Annotated in this window: 23 protein-coding genes; 10 read left to right on the forward strand and 13 right to left on the reverse strand. The window is 40.5% G+C overall.

Annotated features, from left to right (window positions below; genetic code table 11):
* Positions 1 to 73 precede the first annotated feature (73 nt).
* The 4 genes from AAG747_RS12910 to AAG747_RS12925 all read right to left on the reverse strand — a co-directional run bounded on the left by AAG747_RS12910 (position 74) and on the right by AAG747_RS12925 (position 5,448).
* A complete protein-coding gene (locus tag AAG747_RS12910; protein WP_346821589.1) occupies positions 74 to 1,042 on the reverse strand; it encodes a hypothetical protein in 969 nt (322 codons plus the stop codon).
* 126 nt (positions 1,043 to 1,168) lie between these two features.
* The gene (locus AAG747_RS12915) at positions 1,169 to 1,597 is read right to left on the reverse strand and encodes an SRPBCC family protein (RefSeq protein ID WP_346821590.1); all 429 of its coding nucleotides are present in this window, start codon (positions 1,595 to 1,597) and stop codon (positions 1,169 to 1,171) included.
* A 1,271-nt stretch (positions 1,598 to 2,868) separates the two neighbouring features.
* Positions 2,869 to 5,043 carry a TonB-dependent receptor gene (locus tag AAG747_RS12920; RefSeq protein WP_346821591.1) on the reverse strand — a complete coding sequence of 725 codons (2,175 nt, stop codon included), beginning with the start codon at positions 5,041 to 5,043 and terminating at the stop codon, positions 2,869 to 2,871.
* A gap of 69 nt (positions 5,044 to 5,112) precedes the next feature.
* Entirely contained in the window at positions 5,113 to 5,448 is a 336-nt protein-coding gene (locus tag AAG747_RS12925; RefSeq protein ID WP_346821592.1) for a hypothetical protein, read from the reverse strand.
* A gap of 500 nt (positions 5,449 to 5,948) precedes the next feature.
* On the opposite strand from AAG747_RS12925, the gene katG reads away from it, so the two are divergent.
* Positions 5,949 to 8,168: a catalase/peroxidase HPI gene (katG, locus tag AAG747_RS12930; protein WP_346821593.1), complete on the forward strand. Its 2,220-nt coding sequence runs from the start codon at positions 5,949 to 5,951 to the stop codon at positions 8,166 to 8,168.
* Between the two features lie 128 nt (positions 8,169 to 8,296).
* Here the strand turns inward: katG and AAG747_RS12935 are convergent, their stop codons facing one another.
* The 4 genes from AAG747_RS12935 to AAG747_RS12950 all read right to left on the reverse strand — a co-directional run bounded on the left by AAG747_RS12935 (position 8,297) and on the right by AAG747_RS12950 (position 10,591).
* Positions 8,297 to 9,022, reverse strand: coding sequence for a leucine-rich repeat domain-containing protein (locus tag AAG747_RS12935; RefSeq protein WP_346821594.1), 726 nt, complete (start codon positions 9,020 to 9,022; stop codon positions 8,297 to 8,299).
* Between the two features lie 85 nt (positions 9,023 to 9,107).
* Positions 9,108 to 9,278, reverse strand: a complete 171-nt coding sequence (locus AAG747_RS12940; RefSeq protein WP_346821595.1) for a hypothetical protein — start codon at positions 9,276 to 9,278, stop codon at positions 9,108 to 9,110.
* A gap of 321 nt (positions 9,279 to 9,599) precedes the next feature.
* Positions 9,600 to 9,770 (reverse strand): hypothetical protein, encoded by a 171-nt coding sequence (locus tag AAG747_RS12945; RefSeq protein ID WP_346821596.1) that lies wholly within the window; start codon positions 9,768 to 9,770, stop codon positions 9,600 to 9,602.
* The gene (locus AAG747_RS12950; RefSeq protein ID WP_346821597.1) at positions 9,767 to 10,591 is read right to left on the reverse strand and encodes a cyclase family protein; all 825 of its coding nucleotides are present in this window, start codon (positions 10,589 to 10,591) and stop codon (positions 9,767 to 9,769) included. The genes AAG747_RS12945 and AAG747_RS12950 overlap by 4 nt, the downstream gene beginning before the upstream one ends.
* Before the next feature lie 248 nt (positions 10,592 to 10,839).
* Between AAG747_RS12950 and AAG747_RS12955 the strand changes: the two genes are divergently transcribed.
* Both AAG747_RS12955 and AAG747_RS12960 read left to right on the forward strand, forming a co-directional pair.
* Entirely contained in the window at positions 10,840 to 11,757 is a 918-nt protein-coding gene (locus AAG747_RS12955) for a helix-turn-helix domain-containing protein (RefSeq protein ID WP_346821598.1), read from the forward strand.
* Positions 11,758 to 11,846: 89 nt separating this feature from the next.
* A complete protein-coding gene (locus AAG747_RS12960; RefSeq protein ID WP_346821599.1) occupies positions 11,847 to 13,091 on the forward strand; it encodes an MFS transporter in 1,245 nt (414 codons plus the stop codon).
* A gap of 11 nt (positions 13,092 to 13,102) precedes the next feature.
* On the opposite strand, the gene AAG747_RS12965 is transcribed toward AAG747_RS12960, so the two are convergent.
* The gene (locus tag AAG747_RS12965) at positions 13,103 to 13,915 is read right to left on the reverse strand and encodes a hypothetical protein (RefSeq protein ID WP_346821600.1); all 813 of its coding nucleotides are present in this window, start codon (positions 13,913 to 13,915) and stop codon (positions 13,103 to 13,105) included.
* An 862-nt stretch (positions 13,916 to 14,777) separates the two neighbouring features.
* A complete protein-coding gene (locus AAG747_RS12970) occupies positions 14,778 to 15,155 on the reverse strand; it encodes a VOC family protein (protein WP_346821601.1) in 378 nt (125 codons plus the stop codon).
* 241 nt (positions 15,156 to 15,396) lie between these two features.
* Between AAG747_RS12970 and ybiA the strand changes: the two genes are divergently transcribed.
* From ybiA to AAG747_RS13005, 7 genes are all read left to right on the forward strand, one after another.
* A complete protein-coding gene (gene ybiA, locus AAG747_RS12975; protein WP_346821602.1) occupies positions 15,397 to 15,867 on the forward strand; it encodes a riboflavin biosynthesis intermediates N-glycosidase in 471 nt (156 codons plus the stop codon).
* Positions 15,868 to 15,960: 93 nt separating this feature from the next.
* Complete coding sequence (pdxR, locus tag AAG747_RS12980) at positions 15,961 to 17,430, forward strand: MocR-like pyridoxine biosynthesis transcription factor PdxR (RefSeq protein ID WP_346821603.1); 1,470 nt, start codon at positions 15,961 to 15,963, stop codon at positions 17,428 to 17,430.
* A 94-nt stretch (positions 17,431 to 17,524) separates the two neighbouring features.
* Entirely contained in the window at positions 17,525 to 17,974 is a 450-nt protein-coding gene (locus tag AAG747_RS12985; protein WP_346821604.1) for a GNAT family N-acetyltransferase, read from the forward strand.
* 96 nt (positions 17,975 to 18,070) lie between these two features.
* A complete protein-coding gene (locus tag AAG747_RS12990) occupies positions 18,071 to 18,709 on the forward strand; it encodes an FMN-dependent NADH-azoreductase (RefSeq protein ID WP_346821605.1) in 639 nt (212 codons plus the stop codon).
* 948 nt (positions 18,710 to 19,657) lie between these two features.
* A complete protein-coding gene (locus AAG747_RS12995) occupies positions 19,658 to 19,924 on the forward strand; it encodes a hypothetical protein (RefSeq protein ID WP_346821606.1) in 267 nt (88 codons plus the stop codon).
* Positions 19,878 to 20,420: an ATP-grasp domain-containing protein gene (locus AAG747_RS13000; RefSeq protein WP_346821607.1), complete on the forward strand. Its 543-nt coding sequence runs from the start codon at positions 19,878 to 19,880 to the stop codon at positions 20,418 to 20,420. The genes AAG747_RS12995 and AAG747_RS13000 overlap by 47 nt, the downstream gene beginning before the upstream one ends.
* A gap of 541 nt (positions 20,421 to 20,961) precedes the next feature.
* Positions 20,962 to 21,420 carry a hypothetical protein gene (locus AAG747_RS13005; RefSeq protein ID WP_346821608.1) on the forward strand — a complete coding sequence of 153 codons (459 nt, stop codon included), beginning with the start codon at positions 20,962 to 20,964 and terminating at the stop codon, positions 21,418 to 21,420.
* A gap of 79 nt (positions 21,421 to 21,499) precedes the next feature.
* Here AAG747_RS13005 and AAG747_RS13010 read toward each other — a convergent pair whose 3' ends face one another.
* The 3 genes from AAG747_RS13010 to AAG747_RS13020 form a co-directional block, all read right to left on the reverse strand.
* Positions 21,500 to 21,631, reverse strand: a complete 132-nt coding sequence (locus AAG747_RS13010; protein ID WP_346821609.1) for a hypothetical protein — start codon at positions 21,629 to 21,631, stop codon at positions 21,500 to 21,502.
* Between the two features lie 99 nt (positions 21,632 to 21,730).
* Complete coding sequence (locus AAG747_RS13015; RefSeq protein WP_346821610.1) at positions 21,731 to 22,261, reverse strand: GNAT family N-acetyltransferase; 531 nt, start codon at positions 22,259 to 22,261, stop codon at positions 21,731 to 21,733.
* A 112-nt stretch (positions 22,262 to 22,373) separates the two neighbouring features.
* Positions 22,374 to 23,384: a quinone oxidoreductase family protein gene (locus AAG747_RS13020; RefSeq protein WP_346821611.1), complete on the reverse strand. Its 1,011-nt coding sequence runs from the start codon at positions 23,382 to 23,384 to the stop codon at positions 22,374 to 22,376.
* Positions 23,385 to 23,781: the final 397 nt, after the last annotated feature.

The following is a 23,781-nucleotide window of genomic DNA, read 5'->3' on the forward strand; positions in this document are numbered from 1 at the left end:
AAAAATTTCGCCTCTTTCGAGGCTGATAGGATACATGCCTAAAGGCGAGCTGATAAGCTCTGTTTTGTGCCGATTATTTTTTTATTTTCAATTTGCTTCTATTCTTTTTAAAAAATAATGCGACAAAAGCACTGAAAAGCAGTCCGGTACCCAGTATAGTCAGGCAGAAATCATAAAAACCGGCATTAAATTGTAATATCTCAGGACGATTCAGATACATGATACTCCCATGTGTGATGATCATGAACAAGAATATGATATAGTTCAGGATAAACGACTTTTTAAAATTCAATAACTCTTTTACCAAAAACTGGTAGATTATATTTGAAGCAATTAGAAGTCCAGATATAATTGGAGTAAACCCCAAAATCCCGAATTTATTTAACCCTTGTAATAGGTCTAAATGAACGACTAAGTTCAAAAAATACCCATTGATTAGTCCTAGCAAAATACCATAGGGTAAGAGCCATTGCTTAAACCAAAAGCATAGTATAAAAAATAAAATAACTATACAGAAAGCAATACCTTTTTTCAACAGGGGGATGAGTCGTTCAAATTGGAAATTGACAATTTTGGCATCCTCTGTAATTCTACTTTGCAAAAAGTCAATCTCGAATTCCCATTCTTGTTTAGTTACATAATCTTCTTTACCAATTAAGAATTCATTTTCCTCAGATGTAATCATCACGCTGCGATTACATGCATGTTGGTCATTAATATACCCGTATTCAGGGTTAGAAAAAACCAACCATGTTTGACCCTCGCTAAATAAAAAATTGCATCCTCCCCCACAATTATTGAGCCCTGAAACCAACCGGGTGGCCTGTCCTTTATAAATCGTCTCAATTTGAAAAGTGAATTTTTGAGATCCTTGCTCGTCACACGCTGTTGCTTTAACAAGCTTACCTGTAAAGATCAATGAATATCTATCGAAATCTTCCTGGGTAATTCTCTCAAACCCGCAGCCACACCCAAAAGATTTGGACGTAAATAAGAATATTAAAACAATAAAGAGCAGGGTATTGGCATGGCATTTTTTCATTACAAAATCAAGTTTATTCTTGAGCTAAATCAGGTAGTTAATTGGCTAAAATACAGAAAAACCAAGAAAACGACTCCGGTGTGGTTCCCTTGGTTTTTGTTATGATCCGTAGAAAAGATACTGTTTTTAAAACTCCCGGTCCTGATAGGGCAAGCCCTTTTTACTTTCACAGTAGTTCTTGAGGCTGTATAAAAACATGCCCCAATTGTAGCTGCACCAGCGATAGAAATCAGTCAACTCTCTCCAGTCAAAATGCTTCAACATGATCTTCGTCACACCCTCGTTTTCCGAAAGCTCAAAAGATATTCCGGTGCCGATCCACTCCTTATCCGACTCGATGCATTCCCACAGCACTTTACTGTTTTTTACCAATTCAATATTTTTCATTTTTGTGGTATACCCTTCGTCAAAGTCAAACTCATTGATAAAGCCGGTTTCGGGTTTTACCACTAATTTTTTGGTCCAGACATGCCCTAAACCTTCTTCTGTGGTCAAGGCTTCGTACACGATAGAAGCCGGGACTTTGATGTAATTAATCTGTTCGATGCTTTTCATTGTTTTCAATTCAGTTTTTAAGGTTTTTTGTGATTCCCGGATTTGGAAATACTTCGTAAGCATTGTTCAACTTGCCCTACCGGTTTGGTATCGGGCAAAGTCATTCCGTATAACATTTCGCTTTTTACAATGGCTAATGCAATTACAGGAAGTTATTGAATAGTCTTGCCAACTTCGAATTTCTTAATCGTACCTAAAGTTAATTAGTTTAGCCTATAATCCCATGGGCTTGCTATTTTTTTCCCGGATTTAAAATAAAATAGAGAGTTCATTTCCAATGCATTAGAAAGACTAAAGCGAAAAATTTTCAAGAATTTAACCGGTTCTAAATCCAAACCTTGTTTGTATGCCCGGTTCGATAACGGTCTGGAGACATTGATGCAACAGTAACTGAAGGAGGAATCCAAACAACTGGCTATCCTGTTGCTCTATACCCGAACGATAAAACACTAACAGGAAATTGCCATATGTAGTAAAGTATGTTTAAACGCACCTCACAGGATACAGCTTAAAACAGGCTCTGAATATCCTATTTCCTGCTTTGTTTTTATCTCGTCAACCGGCACCGAAGAATTCACCAGCACCTCTATAAATTGCCTTTCATCCAATTGGATGGTTTCCTTAGAAATATCCTATATACCATAATCAGGGTAATTAGGATAAAAAACTGAAATAAACACTGATACGCCAAAGAAGGGACTCGCTACCTCACGGTCCGGAAAAAATAAGAAAACAAAAAAAGTCACCATAAAAAAAGCCATACACATCCATGATAAGTTTGTGTAGCGGTTTGCTTTTTTCAATTCAGGACTTAAAAGATTGATTTTCATATGGTTTTTCATGATGTTACGGAACAGCCATCTTTACCCTTCTTGCTCATTGACAGTTTTTATTTCTTACCATAGCTATCAGGTGCAAACAATGCCGAACCCTCCAACTCTTGGTGAAGCATTTGCATCGTTTTAGGAATTTTATCACCTTGCTCTAAGTCACTCGCATATTTAATGACACAGTGTGTAGCATTTTTTGAACTTTTGATTTTTGTAATTTTAATTAAAAGTAGAATATTAATCTATCTCTGGGAAGTGTTTCAGTGCAAAACCCTTTGATAAGCCTAAATTTAGGAAAGAGAGCAATTACGTTTGCCAAATATATATATCGACTTTCAAAGGCTTACACAGCAACGATAAAGCCCGGCCCGGTACGAAAGCGTATACCGGGCCGGGCTTTCAGTAATTCATTGAAATCAAGCCTCTATTCGACTTCCAAGCTTACAACTTCCATTTAAAACCACCATTCATTACAAAGCCGTCTACCGGAGCGTAAATATCCCGGAACTGCGGATTACTGAGGTTTCCGGTGAAAATAGTGTCGAATTCCGTTTGGCGGGTATCCAGGAAATTTTCAAAATTCAGAAAGATGGAAAAATGTTTTCCGAATGCCTTTTCAGTCATTAAGCCGGTAATCCAGTACGACTGCCCTGTGGAGCCGTCTCCCAGCTTTTGCGGACTGAAATAATAGGCTTCCAGGCCGATCCAGAAATTGCCGTGCTTCTCATACATCAACACATTGTTCAGACGGTGCTCGGCTACTAAAGGAAAGGTTGTTGATTCACCGTTGTAATGTTGCAATACATTGGCATGGGTATAGCCCACAAATAATTTGAAGTCGTGATAACTAAACTTCAAATTGACTTCCACGCCTTTGGTATCCACATACCCTTCAGGCTGTACGAATTCAAAGTTATTACCCGCTGCGGCTAACATCAAGGGGTCTTGAATCTGGGTGTAGAAGAACAGAACATTGGAAGAAAGGGTCAGTTCCTCGGTGATCGCGAAGCGGTAATTGATGTCAAAATTGGCCCCGAGAGATCGCTCCGCTTCCAATGCATCGGGATTTATAGGCCGTATGTACTGAAACTGCAAGCGCTCGGCATCTTCGGAAAAGACAGTAGGAGTTTTATAACCCAAGCCGCCGCCCAAGCGGAGAGTCATTTCCTCTAAAGGCTTGTACATCAATGAAAAGCGAGGCAAGGGAAATACCCCATAGTCGGACTGGTAATCCAGTCGAAAACCGGTTTCTAACGTCCATTGTTCATTCATATTCCAAGTATTCTGGGCAAAAGCACCCAGGGTCGCCTGGGAAAAGCCCAGGTCTTGGTCATCGCCTCCCCGGCTTTGCTCAAAGCGGTCTGTCCATAAATTCAAACCGGTAATCCATTCCGTTTTCTCCCCTAACCAACTGATATTCGCTTCACTGAAGGAAGAAAACTGTTTTCCGGCAAAGGTAAAATCAGGAATTTCCACTGAGCGATCGTAAAAGTTCAAACTATTTTTTAACGTAAACAAGCCGCTTTCCCCAAAGCGGTGATTGAATTCAAACTGAGTCGAAAGGCGGTCAGTTTCGTTCCGTTCAAAATAAGGATCCTCTACCTCTTTGTCCTCTACAAAGGCCATGTTGCCGCCCAGGCGGTCTTCTGTCACAAAGTTGATTCCCGCATTCAATTTTGTATTTTCGTCTAGGTAAAAAAACAGCCGTGGATTAAGCGTAAAACGGTCAAATTTAGGGATAGCTGTCAAGCCGATATCCGCAGGATCATAGGGCGTTCCTTTGTTGTAAGAAGCAAACACCGTAGCGCCCACTTTACCGTATTTTTCCGCATAGAAACCGCTGGCGTCCAGCCCCAGGGCCGAGGTGCCGTTCAGCATAAAGCTGAGTTCCGGTTCTTCTTCCGGAGTTTTGGTGATTAGATTAACCAAGCCGGCAATGGCTCCTCCACCGTACAGCGTGGAAGAAGCTCCTTTGATTACCTCTACTTGTTTGAGGTCGAGCGGAGCGATCTGCATCAAGCTTAGTCCTCCGGAAAAGCCTGAATAAAGCGGTAGTCCATCGCGAAGGAGTTGGGTGTATTTACCGTCCAGCCCTTGGATCCGGATACTGGAATTATAACTGGTAGCCGAGGTTTGTTGGGTCTGAATACCCGTGCTTTCGTTGAGCAACATACGGATGTCTCCCGGTTTCATATTTCCCTTTTCAGCCAGCTCTTCACCGGCAATGAATTCTACCCGTGTGGGGATATCTTCAATGGTACGACTGCTTCGTGTAGAACTGATCACGATTTCCTCCATTTCTTCGTGATCGTGGTGTAACTCAAAGGTTTCACCCTGTTGGGCATCCGCTAGAGGGAAAGTCCTTTTGATTGTAAGGGTCTCATACCCCACAAAGCTAATGCGAATCGAATGCTGCCCTCCGGGAATATTCGCAACGGTCACTTTTCCCTCAGGATCCGTCACATCGCCTTTGCTCAGCTCACTAAAATAGACGGTAACATTTGTCAATGGGGCATTACTTTCATGATCGACTATTTTAGCAGTAAAAGTATGCTGGGCAAATACGAATTGGCAAAACAGTACAGCCACACCCGTTAAAAAGTATTTCAGGTTCATTTTTATCAGATTTAAAAAATAAATATAAAATGTACGCTCTGTTTTGAAAGCGTCAAAAAGGATGTATTTTTAAATCTGTATGGGAGGTTTTAACAAAGGAGAATGATAGCTTCCGGGCAAGAATCCCCTGTATATACCATTGAAGTTTTGCTCAGAAAAGGAACCCGGTGAAAAGTGAAAGGAATGTATGGATGAGAAAGTCAGTCCCAAGCAATTCCCGCAAGCATAAAAGGGGGAACAAAGCAAATCCGCATCAGGCATATCCCCCTCCCCCTCATGATCATCAGAATGTTCGTGACCAATCATGATGGCTCCTTCCGCTATACAATTATCATCTTCCCCACAACAAGGGATAACGGAAAGATAGAGAGTTATCAACACCAATAGCAATGCCATTACTTTCATGCCTCCAAAGATAATTTAATCTTTTTATTTTGCGGGTAAGCGTTTGCATAAATATTCGCTTGCATATCCTTTCTTTTTGATTCGCAACACTTTATAATCATTTCTAATTGACAAGAAGAGAACAATTTCTATACACCTTTCTCAAACACCAACCTACCTTTTACTTTTCAACAGAAAACTATATATAGCCGGAAGTTACAGGACATTGTTTTTGTACTTTCATCCCAATTGCAAAATGTTGCTTGGATAGCTTTCAGTGAATGGGATAAAGGACAAATGAGAGAAAAAACGTTCCCCTCCATCGTTTTTTTTGACCCGGTGCTGACCGGGTAAGATACTGATACTCTGATATTTTTTTGTAAACAATATTTTGTAAATTAATAAGGATATCGGGCGGTAGTAAAATAGATAACATCTATATATTTATAAAAAATATCAATGAAAACTATTTATAAACTTTTATAAATTAGAACCTGGAAACCAAACAAACTTTATCACCTATGGAAAATAAAACACATGAGAGCAATACAAACGGTGAAAGAAAATGTCCTTTTTTAGGTCCTCCTCCCAAACAAAGTGCAGGTAGTGGTATGAGGAACCGCGACTGGTGGCCTAATCAGTTAAAATTGAATATTCTTCGCCAACACTCCTCCTTATCCAATCCCATGGGAGAGAACTTTAACTACGCAGAAGAGTTTAAAAAACTCGACCTGAAAGCGGTAAAAAAAGACCTCAATGAACTAATGACTGATTCCCAGGACTGGTGGCCGGCAGACTTTGGTCACTACGGAGGTTTGTTTATCCGTATGGCCTGGCACAGTGCGGGTACCTACCGCATTGGTGACGGCCGGGGCGGTGCCGGAAGCGGACAACAACGTTTCGCTCCGTTGAACAGCTGGCCTGACAACGCCAGTCTTGATAAAGCGCGCAGGTTGCTTTGGCCGGTCAAGCAGAAATACGGCAAAAAAATCTCCTGGGCCGACCTATTGATCCTGGCCGGTAACGTTGCTTTGGAATCGATGGGGTTTAAGACTTTCGGTTTCGGTGGCGGACGCGAAGATGTATGGGAGCCGGAGGAGGATGTTTACTGGGGTTCTGAAACCACTTGGCTGGAAGACAAACGCTATTCCGGAAAACGAGACCTCGAAGATCCGCTGGCGGCTGTAGTCATGGGACTGATTTATGTAGATCCCGAAGGGCCTAATGGAAATGGTGATCCGGTAACCGCGGCCGTTGACATTCGCGAAACGTTTAAACGAATGGCGATGAATGACGAGGAAACCGTTGCATTGATTGCCGGAGGACACTCCTTTGGTAAAACCCACGGGGCAGCCGATCCGGGGAAACATATAGGACCGGAACCGGAAGCAGCTCCCATAGAAGAACAAGGTTTGGGCTGGAAAAACAGCTACGGTACGGGAAAAGGCCCGGATGCCATTACGGGTGGCCCTGAAGTAACCTGGACCCAAACCCCCACGCAATGGAGCAACCACTTCTTTGAGAACTTGTTTGCCTATGAATGGGAATTAACCAAGAGCCCTGCAGGTGCCAAGCAATGGGTGGCAAAAAATGCCGAAGCAAACATCCCTGATGCTTTTGATTCGAGTAAAAAGCATCTGCCTACCATGTTGACTACAGACCTCTCCTTACGGTTCGATCCCGAATACGAAAAAATATCCAGGCGCTTTATGGAAAACCCGGACGAGTTTGCCGATGCCTTTGCCCGGGCCTGGTTCAAACTGACCCACCGCGATATGGGGCCACTCGTCCGTTACCTGGGCCCGGAAGTGCCTAAGGAAGAACTGATTTGGCAAGATCCTCTCCCGGCTGTTAAGCATCCGTTGATTGACGATAAAGACATTGCCGGTTTGAAAGGTAAAATACTGGATGCGGGGATGCCGGTATCTCAGTTAGTCTCTACTGCCTGGGCTTCCGCTTCAACTTTCCGGGGCTCCGACAAACGGGGTGGTGCCAACGGTGCACGCATTCGCTTGGCTCCGCAAAAGGACTGGGAAGTAAATAACCCCGCCCAACTGGCGAGCACACTGAAAACCTTAGAGGGTATTCAAAAAACATTTAACGATGCTCAGTCCGGAGGCAAACAGGTCTCTTTGGCTGACCTGATCGTGTTAGCAGGTTGTGTTGGGGTGGAAAAAGCGGCAAAGAACGCAGGGCATACAGTAACGGTACCTTTCACCCCGGGCCGCGTGGATACATCATTGAAACAAACCGATGTAGAGTCTTTCACCTTTCTTGAGCCGGCTGCCGATGGTTTCCGCAACTATCGCAAAACCAAATTCCCGGTGTCCACCGAGGAATTACTGATTGACAAAGCACAACTCCTGACACTGACCTCACCGGAAATGGCAGTGCTTGTAGGTGGTATGCGGGTGTTAGACACCAACTTTGACCAGTCAAAGCATGGCGTTTTTACGGATAAGCCCGGAACGCTTACCAACGATTTCTTCCTTAACCTGCTCGACATGGGTACGGAGTGGAAACCAACCTCGGAAGATGCCGAACTCTTTGAAGGACGTGATCGAAAATCGGGTGAACTCAAATGGACGGGTACCCGTGTGGACCTGATTTTCGGTTCGAACTCCGAATTGCGTGCTCTTGCGGAAGTATACGGATCCGCGGACGCTCAGGAGAAATTTGTACAGGACTTTGTAGCCACCTGGGACAAAGTGATGAATCTCGATCGCTTTGACTTAAAGTAATGTTCAATACAATCTCTCAAAAATATTTGAGAAGGAGGCCTGTTTCCAGGCCTCCTTTTGATTAAAAGGAATAAATCCCTCCGGTGCTTTCCCAGTAAAACAAAGGCTCCCTTACCGCTTGTTATATCCTACTTTTTCAAATCCTTTAACCAGGTGCTTCCGGCATTAAATTTTATGTCTTTTAAATCCGGAAGTACTTCAATCAATCGATCCAGTTCCTCTGCTTTGTATCTTCTATTGTTCAATTGCAGATGTTTCAATTCACTCAAATTCAATAAAGGTGAGAGCGTTTTATTTTCCTTTTCAATATCCAGCATAAAATGAAAAAACGCCAATTTCTTGAGTTCCCCAACAGGTGCTAATGATTTTAGTTTAGGCCCTCGCGTTGTGATTGACCCGTCTACCCAAAGCTCTCTCAACTCCTGAAAATGTGCAACAGGCGATAAGTCTGTTACCTGTTTCAGTTCACTCAGACAGAGTGAGTGTAGATTGGGTAGATTCCCAAGAAAACCCAGGTTTTTCAACTGGTTGCAACGTATAATTTGTAAAACACGTAGTGCTCTTAAGTCCGTAAGTAACGGGAGTTCTTCTTGTTTTTTGCAATGGGATATTACCAAATGTTGCAAGTTGGGAAGTGTTTTGAAGTACTCCACCCATTCATTCTCCAACCTATTGACATAGATAAATTCAATGTTTTTCAACCGGGTGATTTTATCAATGTCTTTATAGGGCTTTTGAATCTCTACATTTGTTGTATCCAATGGCAGATCGCTATGATACGTCACCCCACGAGGGCAATCATCTCCAAGGTACGGGTAGGTAACATGCGGAAAGTACGGTTGATAATTTTTCATTGTTCTGATACTGATATTACGGTTATGGACCGGTTTTCAAATTTTTTGAATGAGTGATGGAGTGAAATAGTGAGTAACTCTACATTCACTCGTTCATCACGGCTACGATTCTCAAGGGCGCTCCGTTGCCTTCTTGAATCTTCACGGACAAAACAATTACCTCAAAACCCATCGCAGGTATCTGATCGAAATGGGCCAGGTTTTCATTTTTTTTGAATGAGTGATGGAGTGAAATAGTGAGTAACTCTACATTCACTCGTTCATCACGGCTACGATTCTCAAGGGCGCTCCGCTACCTTCTTGAATCTTCACGGACAAAACAATTACCTCAAAACCCATCGCAGGTATCTGATCGAAATGGGCCAGGTTTTTATTTTTTTTGAATGAGTGATGGAGTGAGTAACTCTACATTCACTCGTTCATCACAGTTACGATTCTCAAGGGTGCTCCGTTGCCTTCTTGAATCTTCACGGACAAAACAATCACCTCAAAACCCATCGCAGGTATCTGATCGAAATGGACCGGTTTTCAAATTTTTTGAATGAGTGATGGAGTGAAATAGTGAGCAGCTCTACATTCACTCGTTCATCACGGCTACGATTCTCAAGGGTGCTCCGCTACCTCCCTGAATCTTCACGGACAAAACAATCACCTCAAAACCCATCGCAGGTATCTGATCGAAATGGGCCAGGTTTTTATTTTTTTTGAATGAGTGATGGAGTGAAATAGTGAGTAGCTCTACATTCACTCGTTCATCACGGCTACGATTCTCAAGGGCGCTCCACTACCTCCCTGAATCTTCATAGGCAAAGCGATGATCTCAAAGTTCATCGTGGGCAATTGGTCGAGGTGGGCCAGGTTTTCAAAAACAGGGATGTTTTGAGAAAGCAAAATCACGTGACTTTTGAAGTATTCCGATTGGCCGTAATCAATGCTGGGGGTATCGATGCCAATGGCATGAATGTTCCGGTTGTCTACGAGCCATTGGGCCGCTTCAGGAGAAAGGCCGGGAAAATGTAAATCCTTAACGGCATCGTCTCCGCGCTTTTGCGTGCCCATGTATTTGCTTCTGTCCGGATAGTACTTGGAGTAACCTGTTTGTAACAGCACAATACTGCCATTGGGAAGAGTAGTATTTTCTTTCTTCTCCCAATTGAGAAAGTCTTCCACGCTTATCAGATAGTCAGCGTTCGCCAACGCTTTGGAAGAAACATCAATTTTAATCGCTTTCCCGATTAGCTTTTCAAGGGGTATTTCCTCTACCGATTGTCCGTTTTCGGAGAAATGGATGGGCGCATCTATATGCGTACCGCCATGTTCGGCCGCGCAAAAATTATTCGCGGAATAGAAGTATCCTTTGGAGGTTTGTCCTTTAAAGAGGGTGTCTAAATGAAATTGTTCCGCAGTGACCCAATACACCGTCTTATCGGAGAAATCATGGGAGAGGTCCACCAGTTTTCTACTTCCGGTTTCAGCCGGAGATGCATTGGCCTTTTGAGAAGGCTTGGACTTTTGATCACATGCAGTTAATATTCCAAAAAGTATCGCGCAAAAAACAACTGTTTTCATTTTTGATTCACTTTGAGTTTAAAAAAAAATACTACAAACCAGGTAAGGTTAACAATATAACCTATTTGGCTTGCATCTTACTAAAGATAATTGTTCTGCACTAGAATTGACAGCCTGTATAGTAGAAAACAGAAAAAGGTTCAAAGTTGACTTCTTGATCAAACATTGTAGTAAATCACACAAACTAACAAAGTCTTTTTGATAGATAATCGTTGTACACATATATTTGATTTTTATACTTTTGTAAAATGGAAAAGAAAGAAACGCTGGAAGATTATTACGCTCATAGTTATAAAAAAATACCGGAGGATTTATTATCCTCAACCGGGGTGGTTGCGCATTTTAATATCCTCAAAAGGAAAAACTGTTTTACTGCCTTGAATTTTCTCCGGAGGGACTACTATAAGATCGTTCTTACAAAAGGCAAGGCAGTGTTGTTTACTGAAAAAGGAGAGGTAATGATCGACAAGCCCGCCTTGTTTTTCGCAAACCGGAGCATCCGATACGGTTGGCAAAATTTAGACAGCGAACAAGAGGGCTATACCTGTTTGTTTAACGAATACTTTGTCACCCCTAGCCTTCGAAAATCCTTCCGGAAATTATTTTCACTTTTCAAAGAAGATATCTACCCCTTTTTATTCCTGGAAGAAGCTCAATACCAACAGGTACAACAATACTTCTCCCTGATGCAAAATGAATATTATAGTAATTTCCCTTTCAGGGACTCTATGTTACAAGATCTTCTTAACTTGATTATCTACACGGGGATTAAAATAAAAACATCAGACCATAAAAAACACCCGGAAAATCAACCTCAAGACTTGGTCGCCAGGTTTATGGAACTCCTGGACAACCAGTTCCCGATAGAGTCCCCCACCGCCTCACTCAAGCTTACATCCCCGGCGGATTTTGCGGAGTTTTTGCACATCCATGTCAACCATCTGAATCACAGCATCAAATCACAAACCGGTAAAACAACTTCCGGTCTGATCCAGGAAAGAATCCTGGCGGAAGCCATGAATTTATTGCAGTTCAGCGACTGGCGGATTTTTGAGATTGCCAACAGCCTGGGTTTTGAATACCCCCAACATTTCAACGCTTTTTTCAAAAAACATATGGAAATCAGCCCAAAGCAATACAAAACCAAAATAACAGAGAATCTTTGATTTATTTAATTTTTGATTTGAATTGATTATTTTTTCAACGAGGAGGTCTCGATAATTTTGTCCCTTCAGATTTTTTAAACCTCCTTTCCATGAAAACATACAACAAAAAATACCAACGTATCAGTACATTATCTGTCTTTTTATTAATACCGCTATCCGGACTGGCCATAGATGTGTATATTCCCTCATTCCCGGAAATGCAGCAAGAACTTCATACAGAAAGTGCCGGTATCCAACTGACATTGACTTGCTTCCTGATTAGCTATGGGCTTACCCAACTGTTTACAGGAAGTATTGTCGATAGTTTCGGACGGTATAGGCTGACATTGTACTCCCTTCTGTTGTTTACCTTGAGTAGTTTTGCCATTGCAGTCATCCATAACATCTATTTTATCTATAGTATGAGAGTGATACAAGGAATTGCTACGGCTTTTATAGTGGTAGGTAAACGTGCATTCCTAGTGGACATCTACAGCGGAAAAAAACTACAGCATTACACCAGTTTAATTACCATTGTATGGTCTGTAGCGCCTATTTCAGCCCCCTTTATCGGAGGATACCTGCAAAAAGGATTTGGCTGGACAGCCAACTTTTATTTACTGGGGGCCTACTCCTTGGTAACTTTGATTATCGAATGTTTTTTCTCCGGAGAAACCTTGTCAAGTCCTAAGAAATTCAAGCGGAAAAGCATTCTGTCTTCATATGCCCATGTGCTGAAGAGTACGGACTTTTCCATCGGTTTGATGATATTGGGGCTCTGTTACAGCATGGTCATGGTATTTGGGATGACCGCTCCGTTTCTTGTTGAAAACCGTTTTCATTTCACTCCCGTGGTCACAGGCTATTGTGCACTGATTTCCGGTTTCGGCCTGATGACCGGGGGCATACTGGGTAAATCCATAAGTCACTATGCATTTTTCCCGAAGTTGATTTACGGGATCATCGCTGCCATTTGTGTAGCCGTATTTATGTTTGTATCGAGCAACTATGTTTCGAATATCTATACCCTTATGGGTTTTGTTTTTGTAATGCATATGCTCTCCGGTTTTGTATATAATGTTTATTTCACCTATTGTTTAATACGGTTTCCCCAACATGCCGGAGTTGCCAGTGGGCTAACGAGTGGGGGGAGCTACTTAATGACCTCCATAGCCAGCTACAGTATCATAAGTTTATTGACTATCGACAGCCAATCCGGGATGGCCATCAGCTATTTGCTTCTTTCACTTGCCGCCATTCCTTTACTGCTTCTTGCCAAAAAGGCTATCGATAAGTACTTATTGGGAAGCATAGCAACACCACAAGAGAAGATACAGGAAAAGGCATACCATTAGGATGCGGCATTTTATTTACCTATACCATCAATGATATTTTGGATTTCTGTTTTTATATCGCCCGTAATCACATTTTGAATGCTTCTTGACACTACATTTAAGGTAGTAATTTCTTGTGGTTCATTGTTTATATCAAAGAAAAAATCTTTGTCCTTGTCTACCCCGAGTTGAATGGAAACGAGATCTGTCTTATGCATCGGTTGAAAGCCAAGGACAGTTTTGTTTTCAAACTCATACCTCATTAAGGTATCGTCAGCAAGGTAGTACGCAAAGAGTGTTTGATAATCATTGTCATCCATTTGTTTATCTGCATTATCGTCTGTGGTGGTGCCTTTGAAAAGCAACACTTCAACACCATCCTTTTTCAGGAAAGACCAATACGTAATGGCAATTTTTTCATCAAATATTTTTTTTGTAAACTTTTTAGGATGGTCATAATAGATAAAGTTGTTAAACAGCCCGGCATAGGCTTCGTAGTAATAGTTAAAACTCGAAAATTTAAGTCCCCTACCACTTTCCACCCGTACTTTTTCTTCGGTTTTCAAATTGACTTGCCCTACGGGGATGATATATTTTGCCTGGGCAGTATCCAGCTGCAAGGGTGAGTCAAAAGTAATTTCTTGGGTTCTCACAAACTCCACGGAATCACTTCCGTTCGAATGGGCTTGTTGAATTCTTAATCCGTTATCCTGAGAGCCATTCGTGTCCATCAGAGAAATAACAAACGCGCCAAGTCCGGTAATGAGAGAGATTGCAGCCGCAGCAAGAAGGGCCGTTCCGATAACGGCTAGAAGCTTCTGGTTATACCTTGATAATTTGTCCATCGGTTTTAATTTTTTGTAAGTAGTGTAGGTACATCACAAGAACAATCTCCATAGCACCGTGCCACAGCAAGAATTGTATTATGATGGTCAGGGTTTACATTTTGATTCTTAAAATTAGGCGAATTCACTAAATTTCCAAATATCTGGTTATTATTTCCTGATTTTTTTGACCTTTATAAGCATAAATCCATTGAACTTCTATTTACCGAAAAAAAGCAATTGAAACGCCCGGTATCAATAACCTTCCACAACAAATGAAGTCCGAAAACCGACAGAAAGGGACGCTCCGGTTTTGTTTTTTCCACAAAAATCAGAGCGAGGAAAATAAGGGCAAAAACCCTCTGTAATACTTATTTATGCAACTGCTTATTTCTGACACGGCTTAGTGTTTCTCTGCTAATATGTAAATACTTTGCCAAGTCCGTTAAAGAAATTTCGAACAACCATTGCTTCCGGTTCTCTAAAAGGTATGAATATCTATCTGAAGGCGATTTGATGGTAAGTATTTCATAATGCTCTCGCTTCTTTTCAATTATCTCTTGAGATAAATCAATACAAAGTTGTAATAAGTCAGGTTTGTCCTTAAAGATATTAACCATTTTTTGCAAGGGATACATCAAGATTGCAGTGGCTGTAATGGCACGAATCGAATATGGTAAAGGAGGTTGTTGATGTATATCCTTCCAATTATCGATATATTCGTTATCAGTACAAAAGGCAGCAATTTATACAAGTTCTATAACTTCTCAAACGGGTATACCCATCTAAAACTTGTTGTTGTTATATAGGTAGCATTTAACAAAACACGTTGGCTCATTACGAATTTCTCAAACAAGAGAAAAGTCACAGCCTCCCTTTGTAATTAATTAACTCTCCATGGAGGATTTAAACGGTTTTCTCCCGCATAATACAAAATCAGTTGATTACCATCCGGATCTTTTAACCTTGCCTCTCTCCAAAGCCAGCGCTTATCATTGGGGAGCTCTTCAAATGCTACCCCCTTGTCGATAAGCTCCTTGACATACTCGTCCAGATTTTCACATTCAAAATACACCCAAACCCCCTCTCCTTCGGGTCGTTTTTCTGTTTGATGTATAGAAAAACTGGCCTTACCGGAAGGGCATTCAAACCTTGCATAATGCGGCAAAGCTTCCACAATCAGTTTTAAGCCCAGTTTTTCGTAGAATGGAACCGCTTTAGATAAATCCCCTGAGGGAACAGTAATTTGATTTAAATTCATAACTTGTTTTTTTGATAATTCCAATACCATCAAAAATACCTCATAGCCAGTTAAAGATACTGCCTTTTAAGCCGTAAAATATATTGGAATCAAGTATCACAAATGCTATTTGCTTCTTTACTTGTAAAAAGGTTTGTATTATTGACTTTACCTCCGGTTCTTATTATAGGGAATAAAAATATTACAACAGGTAAACTATTGATTTAAAAACAATTAACGTTTATGAATTCGAAATTAGAATATGAGTTTTTTTTACGGTTATCACCATCCCTTATCCCAATGGTATTATTCGGATTTTGAAATAGGTAAAATCACCTTTAACTGTTGTGAACAATGGATGATGTATTCTAAGGCGATACTTTTTAAGGATGAAGAAAAGGCCCGGCAAATCCTAGAGGAATCCCGGGCAAATATTCAACGTAAATTAGGCCGGCAGATCCGTTACTTTAAAAATGACATTTGGGTAAACCAGCGTGAAGAAATCATTTATCAAGGCAACTTGGCTAAGTTTTCACAAAATGCGGAATTAAAAAAATACTTATTGGATACCGGGGATAATTTTTTAGCGGAAGCCAGTCCTACGGATTTGATATGGGGTATCGGGTTAGCGGAAGAGGATGACAAGAGGTTTGATCAAAAAAACTGGACAGGAAAAAACTTATTGGGAAAACTATTGATGGAGGTACGGGCCACATTAGCAAACCGGCTGTGAGGGAACTGACCACGATCAACATATCTTCCATTCCTATTTATGCTTGTATTGGATTATCTTTGTATGGTATTTCCCACAAAGAAGATAGTCCAGATGCTGCCCTACAAATCTTTAATCTCATTCGATCGTAATTCTTCCGTTGCCGTATATGTTCAACTTTGCAATCAATTTATCGCACTTATTACCAAAGGTTTACTCAAACCCAAAGCAGCATTGCCAAGTTCCAGAAAACTTGCCGGGTTATTAGGGGTAAACAGAAATACGATAAAGCTTGCGTATGACGAATTGATTAGCCAAGGGTGGGCCGAACCGGTCGATAGAACCGGAATTTTTGTGCTGTCCAAGTTGCCTGAAACCATGCAGGCACCACTGGTAGATGCCCCCCGTGAAGAGGATCTGAAAGAGGCTTTTGTATGGAATAAACCCAACACGTTGCGATTGAGAAGCACAACGGAGTACAAGCAGCAAAGGTTGAAAATTGATGACGGCTTTCCGGATGTACGCCTAACCCCTATAGATACTTTGATGCGGGAATACAGAAGCATTTCAAAAAAATATTACGGAAAGTCTTATCTTAAGTATGGAAACCCCAAAGGCTCAAAAAATTTACGCAATTCCATTAGCGATTATCTATCCAAAACTCGCGGCTTCACCGTTGATCCCGAAGATATTTTGGTCACAAAGGGGAGTCAGATGGGAATTTATTTGGTAACCGAATTAGTGTTAACCCCCCAAGACACCATTGCAGTAGGAATGTCCAACTACTTTGCAGCCGATCACACTTTTCAAAACCGGGGGGCTAACCTGTTACGCATTCCGGTAGATGCGGAAGGTATGGATACCGACTATTTGGAAGAATGTTTACAAAGCCAAAAAATTAAGGCCGTGTATATTATTCCACATCATCATTGGCCCACTACCGTTACTTTATCGATGGAAAGGAGGTTGAAATTATTAAACTTGGCCAAGGAGTACAGGTTTGCCATCATTGAAGATGACTATGACTTTGATTTTCACTACCGCAACAAACCCTATTTGCCTATGGCGAGTATAGATCATAACCGATCCGTACTCTATATTGGCTCCTTGTGCAAAACGTTTGCTCCGGGTATTCGCATTGGTTTCCTGGCCGGTTCGTCTGATTTTATCAATGCTGCCACATCCGTAAGAAGTCTGATCGACCGGCAAGGAGATACACTGCTGGAAGAAGCCTTGTCGGCAATGTACGACAACGGAGAAATGGAGCGGCATTTCAGGAAATCGGTTAAAATTTACCAGGAGAGGCGGGATCTGTTTTGCCGGATTTTAAAAGACGATTTTCATTCCTCTCTCCACTTTACAACTCCCGAAGGTGGAATGGCGGTTTGGACGCATTTTGATGAGGATATTAACCTAATGGATGTTGTACAAAAAGTAAATAAACATGGTATGGACATTCCCAATCCTGAAATTTATAAAAACGAAGTATTTTCCGAAAACTCTTTACGCTTGGGCTTTGCTTCTTTACAAGAAAAGGAAATAATAACAGCTTTAGACATTTTAAAAAAGGGATTGACATCTTGATTTTGGGCCATTATTGATTTGAAAACTGGGCTACGAAACTTGTGTTTTTACATTCTACTTTTGTTCCATCAAAAACGAATTAACTGAAAGACAGATGGAAACAAATTTTTCAATTAAATCGATACGCACCACACAAGAAATCAAACAATGTTGGGAAGTAGTCCAACATCTCCGCCCTCAATTTCAAGAGGAAAAGTTTGTCACTTTCGTGACCGAAATGTTGGAGCAGGATCAATACAAAGCCGTTGTAGTGGTGGATGAAAAGCAACAGGTGCTTGCCTATGCCGGTTACCGCTCTATGACGACCTTACATAACGGAAGAATCTTATACTTAGATGACCTTTGCACCTCCCCTTTACACAGAAATAAAGGCTTGGCAACTTTACTTCTGAAGCATGTTCAAAAAGAAGCAGAATCCTTACGGAAAGATGCGGTGATCCTTGACAGTGGATATGCACTCACCGATGCACACCGCTTGTATTTAAACCAGTCGTATAAAATGGTCGCTCACCATTTTGCATTAAGGCTCAATTCTGAGAAATAAATTCAAAACCCGTTTCAAGGTAATAAGCACGACACCTCCCAAAAAAGCGGAGGTAGTCCGCTTATAATCCATAAATTTCTAATCCGAACATAAAAAATGAACAATATTCTGGTGATCAATGCAAGTGCAAGAAGCGCTGATTCGTTTAGTCGAAGCCTATCAAAAGAATTTATTACAAACTGGATTTCCAAATACCCGGAAGATCGAATTGTTCAACGGGATTTAGGGCAGACCGCCATTCCTCATATTACGGAAGCCTGGATTGAAGGAGCCTTTAAACCCAAAGAACACAGAACCGAAAAAGATCAAGCCGCACTGAAAGTAAGTGATGCATTAGTTACAGAACTCAAAGCGGCAGATATTGTCGTTTTAGCAACTCCTATGTACAACTGGTCGATTCCAAGTGTTCTGAAGGCTTATATTGATCAGGTACTACGCATGAATGAAACCTTGGCCATTAATCCCGAAACCCCTGAAAATCCGTATGTAGGATTATTGGAAAATAAAAAAGCCTATTTCCTTTTAGTCAGAGGAGGAAGAGGCTATGAAAAAGGTGAATTCTATCAACATATGAATTTTCAAACCGACTATCTGAAAACGGTATTCAAGATCATTGGTATTTCAGAAATTGAGGTGTTGAGTATGAACAGTGCCGCAATGGGTGGGGAACACTCCAAACACTCTTATGAGGAGTGTTGCCAAAAGATAAGCGGGTGGATCCACAGGTTAAATTGAATGGATACTTTCTCTTAGATTGTGTTATAAAGTTTGGCGAAGCAGTTGTATGAAAAAGCAACTGCTTTTTTATGTTTCATAAACACTCAAGAGCCCTCTTGCTTCTATCGTCACGGAGAGAAAAGTTTTACGTAATGCCCTCTCCCGTTATATTAAATTTTCCGGATACGGAATGCATTCCTATTTTTGAAGTACAGCCTGATAAAAGTAATTTCCGGCACTGTTGACCAGGCCCTATATTTTATCTTAAAAAAAGAGCTTCTAGTAAATAAGGAAAGACCACTAATTAAAAACTTGTAAAAGTGAACTATCAATATAGACTTTTAAAAGGGCCATGGGGCATAGCAATAGACATGGAATTAGACGTAAACCATGAAAAAAGGGAAGGCCTGCAAACTAAAATTCAAGATCATTTATTTCTCATAAGAAGAAAAACTTTTTTTCTTACAGATGAAGAATTCAAGTGGTTAACATTGAAGTGAATTAAACTTTTTCTTTTTCCTAAAAAATGTTTCAAAAACGCCTCCTCTGTCTTACTTTTTTCAACAATAGCTTTGGCTATTCTCTTCAAAAAGTGTCTTGATGAGCCGATTTTGATTCCATTTTCGGTCAAAAACTATAAGTTTAAACCACTTTATTAGGAATCAATGATATTTCAACACTCCTGACAGATATAGTGGGTAAGAAAACAAATACCTATATTCATATCAATGATATTACTATAAACTATGCTCACTTTCAAGTAGAAGGTTTATATTGTACAATTCAAGAGGCTTTGACTAAGTATTTCGGTTTGCACCTTTCCAAGAGTAGCTGTTGAATTTGATAAGGAGGCTAATCAATATATTTTCGACATATTACATACTTAGAAAGAGACCTTTTGTTTGCTTCTTTTAAAATAGTTTCAACTCTTAATTAAATATTCATTTACTCAAGACAATACATTATTTGATTCAGAAAAATGTCTTTAAAGACCCAGGGTACAACCAACTATTTAAAGCGGTAACGGACTTGGGTTTATCTTATGAAGAAGTCGAATTCCAGCCGAATAGCAATATCTTTAACTACCGCACGACACGAAAAGATGTATTTGTTTACGGAGCGGTGAAATTGGCTAAAGTGACCAGGGATTTTGATTGGACACCGGGTTCATTTTATGGAAAAAATCATGAATTTGAGCATTATGCCAAAGGGTATGGGGGAATACCATATTAATCATGACAGCCTTACTTATGCCTTCTCAGATGATCTTAATTGGGGGAGCCATGAACAGCTTTTTATAAAACCCAGTAAAGAGGCAAAAGTGTTTACCGGAAAACTCTTCTCCAAAACCGAATGGGAAGATTTTGTATACTATTCGCTTAAGGATCAGAACAACCGCGTCTTGTCAGCTAAAACGTTGATCCAAGTCTCTCCTCCACAACATATCATCAAAGAGGCCAGGGTATGGATTGTCGATCAAAAAGTAGCTACCAGTTCCTATTATAGGTTTCACGGAAATATTGACTTTGAAGAAACGGTAGCGGAGGAAGGCTTGTTATTTGCCCGGGAAATGGCCAAACGGTATCATGTGACAGACGCCTACGTAATGGACATTTGTTTGACCTACGAGGGCTGGAAAATCATGGAAATAAATTGTATAAATAGTGCCGGCTTTTACAAAGGAAATGTCAAACAAATTGTAACAACCCTGGAAGAATTTTATACTTGAAGTGATGCTTTTTAAGCGAAAAGGGACAATCTCCTTTTTCTAAATAATTGCGGTGAACTTTATTAGCGTCTACAGAACTTATTGATCATGACTGACGATAGTATTCCAAATGAAGCACCTCATTCTTTTCAATGTCACAGGTAAAATCATCAGTCAATGCAATGGCGTTTGTCGCACAATTTTTTCCCTAGAAGTATAGAGATCGATCCCCAAATGAACCCGACCTCGTACTCTTCCATAAAACCCAAAATAGCATTGAATACCTCTTCTATCATGGCAATTGTTTCCCGCATTAGTAGGCTAATCCAAAAAATATTTTATTTTTCTTTTAACATTGAAAGCCAAACAAAACATAGCAAAGTGTAAGAAGAAACGGTATATTATATGTGTAAAAATACAATTACTTTATCTTATGTTATCATAAAGATTTGGCTTCACTCAGTTGAAAATATTTCAAAATGGGTATGTTTGCAGACTTCTACCCTATTTAAATAATAATAGGAAAATTCTCCATATTCTAATAAGTTTAATGACGAAAAACATGAAATTCATATTCTTGATTAACAGTTTATTGTTTCTGATTCAGCTTTTCGCATTCGGACAATCAGGTTTTAATATCAGAAATTCATCCGGAGAACTGATTGAGGAAAGAAAAGTTGATTTGAGCCAAGCATGTAATCAAGATAGTATATATCTTTTTGTTACTAAAGAACCCACCTATAAACCGGGTATGGATGCACTTGAAGAAACCCTTAACAACGAGCTTCAATTTGATAAAAAACTCAGATACTCTGCTCATTTAATGTTCCTTATCAATTGTGAAGGGCAAGCTTCCGGATTTATTCACACTGACCGTGAAAACTCCGAATATATTGAAAAAGTTATAGCAATATTGGATGAAAGTCAAGAATGGGATAGTGCAAAAATTGGCAATAGAAATGTTGACCGTTATATGCATATGATCCTTGTCCTAAAACAAGGGAAGGTAAAAATTAAATAAATATTATCGATTCATTTTACGAGTGTTAGAGCATGTTTAAATTTCATCTTGTGGACTGCAAATTCCCATTTCAGGAACCTCAGTTCATCATTTTTGAGTGATCCGGCATTCCGGTGGCCGGCATTCCGGTGGCCGGCATTCCGGTGGCCGGCACCCGGTCAAATAATTCCACTATTCTTCGAATAGTCGGACCTTTGAAGTGTCGGACCATCAAAAATAATTTCTTAAGAACTTGAAAGTTTCGCTACCAAATACGAATTTTAAACATGCTCTTAGTCAGTAATTCCATCATTTTCATTTGAAGCAACTCTCAACTTTCTTTTACTTTCCCATAGTATTCCGTATCGGTCAGGTTTCCTTTTCCGTCACGGTAATCTTTCCGTAAAAGACCTTCTTGCCGGAAACCATTTTTGATTAAAGTTTTTTTACTTCCAAGGTTCCCGGGGCTTACTCTTGCATATATTTTTTCCAGCTTCATTTCCGTAAAACAATAGTTTACAAGCCAACTCACAGCATACGAAATAATTCCATACCCTTGATGATCCTTGTCAATAAAATAGGCAATTTCTCCCTTAGGGATGATCCAGTCAATATTTTTTACATGCACCATCCCGATCATCATTCCGCCTTTCTTTAAGCTGAAATAAACCCCCTTTCGGGTTTCATACTCCTCAATTTTACTTCTTACAAACTCTTCCGTTGACGCAAGGTCATACAACTGGTTTAAAGTTTTTGGAAAATAGGTTTGTATATGCTCTTTATTCTTTTCGATCATCGTCCAAAAAGCAAAGGCATCTTTTTCTTGTATCCGGCTTATCGCTATTTCTGTTTGAAGATCCATATAGTAATACATTTTATGAAAACACATAACGCCCTAGTGCATAAGCAGTAACGGCATTTACTTTCATTCCGGAAACCGGCACTACTACTCATACACCAGGGTAGAGTGCAAATTAATAATTGATCATGACTAATTTACTCCCTTTCGTTTGGTTGTTTTCCATCAAAGTATGTGCTTTTTTTACCGTGTCTACGCTTAATTCACCCACCGTATTGATGGCTGCCGGAGTGATATTTCCGTTTTCAATCAGACGAAACAGTTCCTGCAAGGATTCTCCGTAATATGAGAGGTCCATTTCCCCCTTCTTTAACGTATGTGCGTAATTGGCAACATTGACAATGATGTTTGCCTTATCAAATAGTAGTTCCCTGGCTTCAGGTGTAGTCAGGAAAGTGATATCCACATAAGTGCCGTATACGTCTAACAGACCGGCACAAAGTTCTGACAGTTTACCCCCCACCAAATCTATACAGTACTCCAGAGCTTGTTCGCCTAACCGGGATGGAACGGCAGAAGTCAAATCATCCTGCTTGTAATTGAAGATATTTTCAGAAGGAAGACCCAGTCCGGTTAAGTGCGCAATACTGCGCTCATTTCCGGCGGTAGTATAAACCGACTGGTTACCCTTTGCCAAAAGCAATTTGATGAGAATAGTGCCTACTCCTCCGGCTCCTCCCGTAATAAAAACAGGCTTGTCTTTGGGGATATCCACCCTTTTGAAACACTGTAAAGCCGTCATTCCCACCATGGGCAAAGCCGCGGCTTCTTCAAAGGATATATTGTCTGGATTTTTCGCCACAAGCTCTTGAGGCACGCTGATGTATTCGGTGTAGGTGCCGTTGGAGGCCAGACTACCCACATAAGCCGACACTTTATCGCCTGTTTGCAAACGAGTAACCTTTTCACCAGTTTCTACAATTTCCCCGGAAAGCTCCCTGCCTAAAATAGGCGATTTCAATAATTTACTTTCTGTAGACCCCTGACGCATTTGATAGTCAATAGGATTAAATGCCGTGGCTTTAATACGGATCAATACTTCATGGGGTTTGACTTCAGGAACAGCAACTTCCTGAAGGTCAAAATTTTCCACTCCTCCAAAGTCTTTCAATACGATTGCTTTCATTTGCTTTTGTTTTTATGACACTATTTTTTTCAAAAGACAGATATACTCTCAAATTTATACTTGTCTGATTTGTTTTCTATTGAGGCTGTTCCACGATGGCTGTTCCACGATGGCTGTTCCACGATGGTTCCTCCACGACGGGAAATATTTATCGCTTCGAATTTACTTAGGCAGGAAGACTATTCAAAAATATAAGGGATATGTGTAGCGTATTTTTATGAAAGTCTTTAAATCAAGCTCGACTTTAGCCATTTGAAACTACGCAACGAATCCGGCCTCTTGCCTGGTTTTATTCCACTTGTAAGGCCTCGAAGATACAAAATCGCAAAAAGTTTGAGTATTTTGGTCCTTATGATACCGTTTATCCGGTCATATCTTATTATCTTCGATGGAGGGA

Source organism: Rapidithrix thailandica (assembly GCF_039710355.1).
GTDB lineage: Bacteria > Bacteroidota > Bacteroidia > Cytophagales > Flammeovirgaceae > Rapidithrix > Rapidithrix thailandica.

Coding starts and splice junctions, on each gene's coding strand:
- AAG747_RS12960 (WP_346821599.1), top strand. CDS start 11,847: ATGAAAACATACAACAAAAAATACCAACGTATCAGTACATTATCTGTC.
- AAG747_RS13000 (WP_346821607.1), top strand. CDS start 19,878: ATGAATTTGAGCATTATGCCAAAGGGTATGGGGGAATACCATATTAAT.
- pdxR (WP_346821603.1), top strand. CDS start 15,961: ATGCTGCCCTACAAATCTTTAATCTCATTCGATCGTAATTCTTCCGTT.
- AAG747_RS12935 (WP_346821594.1), bottom strand. CDS start 9,022: ATGAAAAATTATCAACCGTACTTTCCGCATGTTACCTACCCGTACCTT.
- AAG747_RS12965 (WP_346821600.1), bottom strand. CDS start 13,915: ATGGACAAATTATCAAGGTATAACCAGAAGCTTCTAGCCGTTATCGGA.
- AAG747_RS13020 (WP_346821611.1), bottom strand. CDS start 23,384: ATGAAAGCAATCGTATTGAAAGACTTTGGAGGAGTGGAAAATTTTGAC.
- AAG747_RS12910 (WP_346821589.1), bottom strand. CDS start 1,042: ATGAAAAAATGCCATGCCAATACCCTGCTCTTTATTGTTTTAATATTC.
- katG (WP_346821593.1), top strand. CDS start 5,949: ATGGAAAATAAAACACATGAGAGCAATACAAACGGTGAAAGAAAATGT.
- AAG747_RS12925 (WP_346821592.1), bottom strand. CDS start 5,448: ATGAAAGTAATGGCATTGCTATTGGTGTTGATAACTCTCTATCTTTCC.
- AAG747_RS12950 (WP_346821597.1), bottom strand. CDS start 10,591: ATGAAAACAGTTGTTTTTTGCGCGATACTTTTTGGAATATTAACTGCA.
- AAG747_RS12915 (WP_346821590.1), bottom strand. CDS start 1,597: ATGAAAAGCATCGAACAGATTAATTACATCAAAGTCCCGGCTTCTATC.
- AAG747_RS13005 (WP_346821608.1), top strand. CDS start 20,962: ATGAAATTCATATTCTTGATTAACAGTTTATTGTTTCTGATTCAGCTT.
- AAG747_RS13015 (WP_346821610.1), bottom strand. CDS start 22,261: ATGGATCTTCAAACAGAAATAGCGATAAGCCGGATACAAGAAAAAGAT.
- AAG747_RS12920 (WP_346821591.1), bottom strand. CDS start 5,043: ATGAACCTGAAATACTTTTTAACGGGTGTGGCTGTACTGTTTTGCCAA.
- AAG747_RS12990 (WP_346821605.1), top strand. CDS start 18,071: ATGAACAATATTCTGGTGATCAATGCAAGTGCAAGAAGCGCTGATTCG.
- AAG747_RS12955 (WP_346821598.1), top strand. CDS start 10,840: ATGGAAAAGAAAGAAACGCTGGAAGATTATTACGCTCATAGTTATAAA.
- AAG747_RS13010 (WP_346821609.1), bottom strand. CDS start 21,631: ATGGTCCGACACTTCAAAGGTCCGACTATTCGAAGAATAGTGGAATTA.
- ybiA (WP_346821602.1), top strand. CDS start 15,397: ATGAGTTTTTTTTACGGTTATCACCATCCCTTATCCCAATGGTATTAT.
- AAG747_RS12985 (WP_346821604.1), top strand. CDS start 17,525: ATGGAAACAAATTTTTCAATTAAATCGATACGCACCACACAAGAAATC.
- AAG747_RS12970 (WP_346821601.1), bottom strand. CDS start 15,155: ATGAATTTAAATCAAATTACTGTTCCCTCAGGGGATTTATCTAAAGCG.